This is a genomic window from Mesorhizobium sp. M0898 (assembly GCF_040319695.1).
In the GTDB taxonomy this organism is placed as follows: Bacteria; Pseudomonadota; Alphaproteobacteria; order Rhizobiales; family Rhizobiaceae; genus Mesorhizobium.
This window is the reverse complement of sequence record NZ_JAMYOE010000088.1, coordinates 1-8237: the sequence shown is the minus strand read 5'-3', so window position 1 is coordinate 8237 and position 8237 is coordinate 1. Positions and strand designations below refer to the sequence as shown.

Genomic DNA, 8237 nt, shown 5'->3' with positions numbered 1-8237 from the left:
GGTTGCTGCTGGCGACCATTCGCCAGCAGCTTCTCCCGCAGGTCTTGGGTCAGGATCTGCATGTCGGCCTCCTACTCGTCGGCCTCGCGGGCGCGGAATGGCTCCTTCTCCGGATCGATAGCCAGTATGTCCAACGCCATCTCATAAATCGGCTAAAAAGCAAAAAAATCAGCCCGTTGCAGAACAGCAACACATTTTTGCCCAAAAATCCTTTAGTAACGACTCGAAATACTTTCGAACCTGCCCTGGATTATTTTTTTGGGAATTGTTTCCTATGCATGTTAACATAGCTGCATCGAAAGAACCACCTGGAGCGTTTCAATGACAGAAAATGACTCGATGCAAGGCATCTATACAGATCAAGACATTCATTCTCGTGTTTATGAGAGTCGAATGAAGGGCAGAGTTCGCGTGGATCACAACTACCAAAAAAACGGATTGCCTTCGATCAATGTTTCCAACTGGGAACTTAGCAAGGTCGACGAGCTTATTTCAAAGCAAGTTGATTAATTAATCCATTCGCAGTATTCGAAGAGAGGGCACTCCACCCTCTCTTCTTTTTTATGGAACCGACAATGAGCCGCTTCACGCTGGATGGAGACGTTTTTCTTAGGATGGAGACACTGGGCGGCTTTAAGGAAGTCGTTCAAGGAATCTATAACGACTCAGCCCAACGGGTCGGGATTACCCTCCAGTTCGATCCCAATCGGCAAGAATGGGCTCATACGTTTTGGAAGGAAGATATTGCGAGGCTGGAGCCCCAAGTAAAGGGCCCCGCTGACCACCTTAAGCGCGCAGCTTTCTTGGCCTTCTGGCTACGGCGAGAGCCGCCAGTAGCAATATGGGATGATTGTAACGCGGATCCTGAAAACTACGACGTCGAGTATATAATGCAGTACGGACGCGAGTGGTGTGCATTTCGAACCGGCTACGAAATTGCTCTCTTTTTTGAGTGCAATCTTGCGGCAGGCGGTCCATTCGAGCGTAACCGCTACAGCTTGAGCCCGAAGTATCCCCAGGAAGTTTGTACGATGCTCAAGCGCAAGAACGTCTCACCTCATGCCATGTATCTGATCTTCTTGTCTTTGTTTAACCGCCCTTCAGCCAACCGCCTGGGGTCAATGTACTAAGATTTTGTCTTTGACGGCGGCATAGGGTTCGAGTGCATTGACTTAATGAGTGATTTAAACACCCTTTGATATTTAATAGCCGTATAGTCTATCGCGCCATTCTGACGGCTTTTCTGATCCCGGTTCAAACTGAGGCCTACGTGGCGATGACGGTTAGGATGTGGAAGCATCGTGCAGGGGGGCGCAGCGTTCATGGAAGAGCAACGCATGGTGCGCTGCCGTCAGTGCAGCCTTTCCATCCCCGAGTCAGCTCACATTTGCACCCACTGCCAATCCTTTCAGGACTGGCGACGCTGGTTTGCGGTGTCCAACACCGTGTTAGCTCTACTCACTGCCCTAATCTCGGTTCTCAGCTTTGCGGTGCCAAGTTTCATAGGTCTGCTCCATTCCCCGCGCTCGGATATGGCCGCGCCCATGATCACCTTGGAGGGCACCACTATCCGCTTGCTTGTGAACAACAATGGTGATGCGCCGGGAGTGTTCGTTCGGGCAGTCACTAAAAGCGACTATCTCGCTGGAGCCACGAAGATCCGCTTGCGCGATGATCAAAAAGCTATCGTTGCGCCCGGCAGCAATCTTCTGATGTTCGACATCGTACCCCTTCTTAATCAGGATCAGTCGTATCGTAACTCGTTGGAGATGATACAACTTGTCATCCAGAAAAGAGAGGCGCCGACGACGGACATTCTGTTCGAATTTGGCGACTCCAACGGCGACATGCGCGTGACGCGGTTGTCTCTCGACGCGGAACAGCTCTTCGAGCTGTTCCGGGCAAACTCCGATCGATGTTCGGCGATCAAAGTCCCCGATTTTTATAACGGATGCATCGGGCCAGGTGAACTCCAGACTGGGCATTGAAAATGCGGTCGTCTAGCTGAGCGACAATAGATGCCGAAAACGACCCAGCTCTGCTGAGTCGTTGTTTTTTCGTCGCTCCATATTGTTCGCCCAAAACACGAGGCTTCCTTTCTTCGCCTTCAAGCTCGTTCAGATAAAGGGTATCGGAATGGCCCTCTGAGCTTTGAAAATTTGTTGACAGCGCTTTCTGGGCGAAAATCTCGTTTGTCTTTTGCCTATGCAGGATGCACCAGTTGTGATGCTGCAAGGGGGGGCAAATGATTAAAATTTTCATAAGGGGATCATTCGGAATTTGCTTGGCCGTTTCAGGGTGCGGAAGTGTCCCCAAGCTTCAGACCGACGTCGGATTGCTGCGTATTTCTGACATCGTCGACAATATTCGGTGCGAGCTAAAGGAGGGGCGCGACGGCAACACAAAGACAGGCGTGGGGCCGGCATCCTTCCTGACTGACAAAGAAAAGTGGAACGCCGGAGTCGACCTCTCCTTGAACGTGATTGCCGAAGGTGGTGGGAACGGGAGCGCCGGCAACGATGTGCCTTACGTTCCGCAAACTGCCACATTGGCTCTTTCCACGGACGTGACGGGCACAGCCGACCGGCAGGTCGGTTACAAATTCACGATCGGCTTGGGCGTTGAGGATAAAATTGACTGTGACCACGAAGCGGTTGAAGCACGCAGGACGCATGGCATCCGTTTGATGGGAGACTTGGGTATCGCCAGTTGGCTGGCCCAGTTGCAGGATGCCTATGCGGAGACCCGAACGAAGCCGGAATCCGTGGCCTATACCCTGAGTTTTAAACTCGTGCAGAAGGGGGAAGCCAGCGTAAAAATCGTCAAGATCCCCTTCAATACCGCACAGGCTGGCCTTGGTTGGGGTTGGAAAAGCGCGTGGACTGATACCAACAAGATCATCATCACCTTTGCCCCCAAGCCCGCCGAGGCACCGAAGAAACCCGCCGAAGCACCAAAGAAAAAGGTCGAGCCGCCGAAGCGCGCGACCAAGCTACCGGAAGGTCAGAAACCCAAGGCGGTCATCCCGCCAGCGCCACCACCCGTCGACGAGGGTTCAAAGGAGAGACTTCTTAGAGACCTAGACTTCCTGATTTTGCAGCAAAAACTCCAACAATAAAACAACGCGACCGGCAGCGCGTTTTGGAGTCTCAGAGCCGTGGCGATGGGGTCAAGCTTCAGTTTCAGATCGGTCTGGAAGGCCGAACACCGTTTGTTGCATGGCAACCACGCAGCATTCCCCTTTAATGCTGGCGGCGGCAAATAACTCAGTCGAAACAAATCGTGATTTTCCAAGATAACCGTTTGATTGGATAGCGTTTTCGCCTAACAATTCCTTATAGGATGTTTCTGTAGAATAAGCCGAATTTTTGACCTTGAAATGTGCTTGGCAAAGCGATACCGCTCAAAAGCTCCTTGTTGAGATTTTCTTTTTAGGAAGATCCGTCGAAAGGAGCCTCCAAATGACAGGTAGCATCTACAGCGATTTTCTCGCCGACGGCGCGAACATCGTCACCATCATCAGCGCTATCGCCGGCGCTGGACTTATTCTGTGGCGCTGGTGGCGTCCTCGGCCGCCGGAACCCGGCGAATAATGTGGATTGAGTATTCCAGTTGAACTCTCTGCCGGAGTAAGCATGTCGGACCAAGCTACTGACGGACCTGGCGAGCGACCGCATGTGCGAATTGATTTTGCTCGCTTGCGTCGACCTGCCGACCTAGGGGTTCGGAGAGCTTCGGTCTTTCTGGCGTTGGGCTCCAATGCCGCAAATCACATTCCTTCTTTGCCCCACCAGCTCGATGACCGCATGAGCTATCATTTTGTTCCCAGTGAAATTTCCGACGAGACGCGAAGGCAATTCAACGAGAACTTCGAAGCTTGGATCATCGGCAACGCGCTTCGCGATCTGGTAGATGCGTTCACCATCTTTCTGAAGCACTGCTTTCCGATTCAGCACATGATGGCGACGCACAGCTACATTCCAACGGATTTGCGCGCGCTCGCCGCCGAAGTTGAGATGCTTAGCATCAGTGCTCAATACAGCCGTTTGCGGGAGCTTATCGGTCTCGATCAGCGGTATTGGGAGATGTTTGAGAGCTTTCGAAAAGCTCGCAATTGCCTTTCCCACCGAATGGGCCTCGTCTCACGGAAGGATGTGAGCCCCGAAAACAATCGACTTCTGATCCGTTGGTCTTTTTTGGGCGTCTTCATGAGGCACCCCGATGGCACGGAACAACCGATAGATCACGAGGCCATTGAAGCCGGACACGTTACTACCGGCCACGAGGGCGCGATGATCATCATGCGTCTGACATGGAAGGAAAGAAGCTTTGCGGTGGGCACTAATATTCGCCTGACCCGTCATGAATTATCGGAAATCTGCTTTGCCGTTCACATGGCCACAGACCATGTCATTGCAAAGCTCAATGAGTTTTCGATTGCTCAGGGAATTCAAGCAGAACATCCGGTGGCTGATCCCGGAACCTAGTCTAGCGCGTTTCAGGGTGTGTCGATCACAATGAGAAGTAGTGCGGAGCCATTTTGCACGCCATAAGTGCCATCTCCTGCACAGGCATGAGTTGCCCCAAACCCAAAGGTGAAATCTCACCGGCAGAAAATTCCGTCGCCAACTGAAATTGAAACATAGTGCCTTTGAATCTTTCTTCGATGGCCTCAGTGATGTTGGAAATAGGTCCGCCCACCGGGAAGAATACCGGGAACCCTAGCGGTCGGGTTTGCCTCAAACCCCGTCCCGGCAAGATTGGTTGCCTGAGTTCGATACCACCTGAAGAATACGGAATCTGGAACTCGTGTTCATACTCGAACCTGAGGCGATGGCGGTCGAAGAAGCCATCGGTGGGGTGCTCCACGTTTCGCAACGAGATCGCCCATTCATGAGCTGCTATTCGCCCCACGTTCCTCACAACGAACGTCAAATTCACAATGAAGTAAATTCCGCCATTGAGCTCCTGCGCGGCATGGGTTTGGATGCCATGCATCCCCAACGTCAAAACCGGATGTGTCAGTCTTTGCCGCAGCAGGTCCAAATAGAAGTGTTTGGCGGGAACCGACCGGCCGCCCTGGCGATGATAATACAGGTGATCACGTGCACTTTGATGAGGCGCAGCGGCACTGTCGCCAACGTCGATCACAATGATCTCTCTGCCGATTGGGATTTGCGACTGTTCCCTGCGAAGGACCGTGTGGACCCTGAAATCAGCCAACGGGTAATCTAACAGGTGCGGAACCTTCTGCTCCAACCAGTCGCGAATTGTTGCCCTACCTTTCATCGCCGGAATGCCGTCGATGGAACGGTCGTCCTTCACGCCGAGCACAAGTGATCCGCCTCCGGAGTTAGCGAAGGCTGATAGCGCCTTGGCTATGGTCGTCAGTACCTTGTCTTCCACTTCATCAAAAAGACGCCCGCCTTTGCGATCAAAATCGTCCGACTCTTCTGGCGGCAAATCCAGAATGTCCTGTTCGGACCAACTCTCGTGTTTGACCAAAACATCACCCCTATCCTGACGCCTTAGGACGATCTCATCGACTCGCCTCAGCTGTCGTACACGCCTTCGCCGGGAACGTTGTTGATTGAGGAATAACAGGTCCATGTGGATGTTGCCTGAACCGTCTTCTGCTTATTAACGGCATACATCACTACGATGCCGCCCCGGGAACTGCCATGGACCGCCCCCCTTTGGAGGCGGTCTGCCGGGGGGCTTCCTGCGGCAGTCGATGCCTATTGCAGCAAATCGCTCCGAAGCTCCCCGTACCCGCTCGTCGCCAGCCACCGCGCCCGCGCCAGATGCGATGCCCAGGCCCGGCGTGCCCGTTCTGGCTGGCGCTCTGGGTCGATGTTCAAGAGGGCTCGTGCCACCTTGCGCCAGTCGACGCCCTTGGCCTCCGCGAATAGCAGGACTGCGTAGGTAGGGAAGTGCGCCTCGTCGTAAGGCGTGACCTCGGCCAAGTCGGGCGCCTCACTATCGATCCACATTTCCTCGTCCGGTGGAGGCGCGTCGATGTAGCGGCCAATCGAGGCCAGGTGCGCCACGATCTGGTAACGCAGATGGTCGCGGCTGCCATAGCGCGCGTCGATGTCGGCGAGCTTCTTGTATAGCCCCCTGCGCTTGCCGCGCGGAACATCGGAATCGCCCATGGTGTAGTAAGCCGGCCCAACGGCGCAGATGTCGCAGCCGGTTGCGGCCACCTCCTGCACGAACGCCGGAATGTCCTCTTCTCGCATCCGCTTCATTTCAAAAGCCTCTTTGCATCACATGCCCTATGACGCCGCAACCCAGCCTTCCGCTTTATGTCGTGAACCCCTGGCCGCCTCGACGTTCCCAGTGTATCGGCAAGTGGCGCACTTTCAATAGGGTGCCAAAGGCTGCCCGCGGGCCTCGCCCGCAAAAAGCTGCATGCGGTGGGAAGTTACAGGAAATTGCTACCTACACGGCTTATCAAGCTGTTCCACTTACCATCGAGGACACCCGGGGTACCCAAGCTTGCGCAGCCACTATTTTGAGCCATATAACAGGGACAGATTCAGATTGAGGATTCTCGTTTGAAAACGAAAACGATCCATACCAGCCCCAAAAAGAAGTCCCGACTGGGCATCGATGAGAGCTTGGTCATAGAAGCCGTGGTCGATGGAAATAAGCTTGTGGATCAGTCAGGCAAGGTTGTCGGATGGCTTGACGAACGTAGAGGCAATTTCGTGAAAGGCTTTGGCGGCCAAAATGTTAGTCGAAAAGGCTCCGTTATTGTCACTGACGCTCGTGGAAAGAAGTTATCTGGAGCAGCAATCGAATCAACTGAATTATTTTTCCAGCCTTATGAATTGAGTTACAGTAAAGTTGTTACTCCTAAGAAGGGCCGACGCAGCCCTTCAAAAGGTTACATCGTCGCGCCCGACAAACCTGAAAGGGCAACGACTGTGCAACCCGATACCGTTTCACAACTTTCGCCAACCGACGCTATGCCTACGCATAACGTTGATATGAAAGCTCTTTTCTCCGAGATCGATAAGGTCAACTCGCCCAAAAAGCTCAAACAGCTCGCCGCCAAGACGGTAGAGAAATTTGATAAGGAGTGGGGCCTAAAGCCCCATCCAGAGGAAGAGTTCGTCACGTTTCGTAAATCTAAGTAGCCCTTCGGGGCTACTTTCGTGTTTGGGGGGGACTTTTGGAGGGTCGTTACATTACGGCCTATCACGGCACGACGTCGGATAGGGCAAGCGCCATTATGGCCGGTGATTTCCAGTTAATTCCTAGAGAAGGATCTTGGTTGGGAACCGGGTTCTACCTGTTTTATCGCGCTCCCGGACGCGCAGCGGAGTGGGCTCGATCAGTGGCCGACCGTCGCCGCAAAAACAATCCTGGCATCGGTCCGGCCGTCATCGAATGTGAAGTCGACCTCGCCGACACCATCAATTTGCTAGACAGTACGGACCGTCACTGGGAAGCGCTGAAACGGCTGGCGACCGCCACCATCAGGACACCTCGTCAAGTGGGGCCATGGTCAATGGTTTCGGATCCGTCCAACCCCCAGCTTTACCGGAATTACGACGATAATGATCTCGTCAACGCCTATGTCGAGCTCCTGCGCCGGCAGAGACCGGTTTCCAGCATCATGGCTGCGTTTATGGAAGGCGCTCCAGTCTTTGATACGTCGTGGCTCTACGATCATTCCCACCTTTGCATCTCGATACTCACCAAAAACGCAATCCGAAGCCGCAAACTCGTTGAGCTTTGAGTTTTCGTAGATCATCGGCGCCCAGCCACCTTGCCGCTAGCGGGATTGGCGGTAGCCACGGTGGTGCGCCACAGCTTTCGACATTCAACGCCACCCCAAAGGACGGCGTTGAAAACGGTGTCGATCGCTACACTCGGAGGCGGCCGAGTCGTCGTGCCTCCTCGGCATAAGCCGACAGAGGCTTATCCGCGCGGAAATGCCGGTCACGCTCGACCGGCAGGCCCAGGCGTCCGCGCACCGACGCAAGTTCGGTGAGGCTGACGCTGCCAAGCTCGGGACAACCAAGCCCGAGGTCACAAAGGCCGAAGGCGATATCCGGGTCATCCGGATCGATCTCGGTGAGGAGCCAGGTCGCGCCGGCATCCGGCGTGAACAGTTTGACGACGGGCATGAAGTCGATTTCGCCGCCGGTGCCGCGAAGGGGTTGCTGCTGGCGACCATTCGCCAGCAGCTTCTCCCGCAGGTCTTGGGTCAGGATCTGCATGTC

At 54.1% G+C, this 8237-nt stretch carries 12 protein-coding genes; 9 read left to right on the top strand and 3 right to left on the bottom strand.

Annotated features, from left to right (window positions below; translation table 11 throughout):
- The 7 genes from NKH90_RS33765 to NKH90_RS33735 form a co-directional block, all read left to right on the top strand.
- A partial coding sequence (locus NKH90_RS33765) for a hypothetical protein (RefSeq protein ID WP_352823600.1) occupies window positions 1-290 on the top strand: 290 nt, incomplete at its 5' end.
- Between the two features lie 31 nt (window positions 291-321).
- Window positions 322-510, top strand: coding sequence for a hypothetical protein (locus NKH90_RS33760; RefSeq protein WP_352700707.1), 189 nt, complete (start codon window positions 322-324; stop codon window positions 508-510).
- Between the two features lie 65 nt (window positions 511-575).
- A complete protein-coding gene (locus tag NKH90_RS33755) occupies window positions 576-1130 on the top strand; it encodes a hypothetical protein (RefSeq protein WP_352700708.1) in 555 nt (184 codons plus the stop codon).
- Between the two features lie 192 nt (window positions 1131-1322).
- Window positions 1323-1988, top strand: coding sequence for a hypothetical protein (locus NKH90_RS33750; protein WP_352700709.1), 666 nt, complete (start codon window positions 1323-1325; stop codon window positions 1986-1988).
- A gap of 257 nt (window positions 1989-2245) precedes the next feature.
- On the top strand, window positions 2246-3118 hold the full coding sequence (locus NKH90_RS33745) for a hypothetical protein (protein WP_352700710.1): 873 nt from the start codon (window positions 2246-2248) through the stop codon (window positions 3116-3118).
- Between the two features lie 343 nt (window positions 3119-3461).
- Entirely contained in the window at window positions 3462-3593 is a 132-nt protein-coding gene (locus NKH90_RS33740; protein ID WP_352700711.1) for a hypothetical protein, read from the top strand.
- 42 nt (window positions 3594-3635) lie between these two features.
- Entirely contained in the window at window positions 3636-4487 is an 852-nt protein-coding gene (locus tag NKH90_RS33735; RefSeq protein WP_352700712.1) for a hypothetical protein, read from the top strand.
- A 25-nt stretch (window positions 4488-4512) separates the two neighbouring features.
- On the opposite strand, the gene NKH90_RS33730 is transcribed toward NKH90_RS33735, so the two are convergent.
- Together NKH90_RS33730 and NKH90_RS33725 are read right to left on the bottom strand one after the other, a co-directional pair.
- Window positions 4513-5505 (bottom strand): AlbA family DNA-binding domain-containing protein, encoded by a 993-nt coding sequence (locus NKH90_RS33730; protein ID WP_352700713.1) that lies wholly within the window; start codon window positions 5503-5505, stop codon window positions 4513-4515.
- Between the two features lie 233 nt (window positions 5506-5738).
- Window positions 5739-6251, bottom strand: coding sequence for a Y4lK-related protein (locus NKH90_RS33725; protein ID WP_352700714.1), 513 nt, complete (start codon window positions 6249-6251; stop codon window positions 5739-5741).
- Between the two features lie 309 nt (window positions 6252-6560).
- On the opposite strand from NKH90_RS33725, the gene NKH90_RS33720 reads away from it, so the two are divergent.
- Complete coding sequence (locus tag NKH90_RS33720; protein ID WP_352700715.1) at window positions 6561-7145, top strand: hypothetical protein; 585 nt, start codon at window positions 6561-6563, stop codon at window positions 7143-7145.
- A gap of 95 nt (window positions 7146-7240) precedes the next feature.
- Window positions 7241-7750: a hypothetical protein gene (locus tag NKH90_RS33715; protein ID WP_156948208.1), complete on the top strand. Its 510-nt coding sequence runs from the start codon at window positions 7241-7243 to the stop codon at window positions 7748-7750.
- Between the two features lie 127 nt (window positions 7751-7877).
- On the opposite strand, the gene NKH90_RS33710 is transcribed toward NKH90_RS33715, so the two are convergent.
- Window positions 7878-8234, bottom strand: a complete 357-nt coding sequence (locus NKH90_RS33710; protein WP_352700716.1) for a DUF2958 domain-containing protein — start codon at window positions 8232-8234, stop codon at window positions 7878-7880.
- Window positions 8235-8237: the final 3 nt, after the last annotated feature.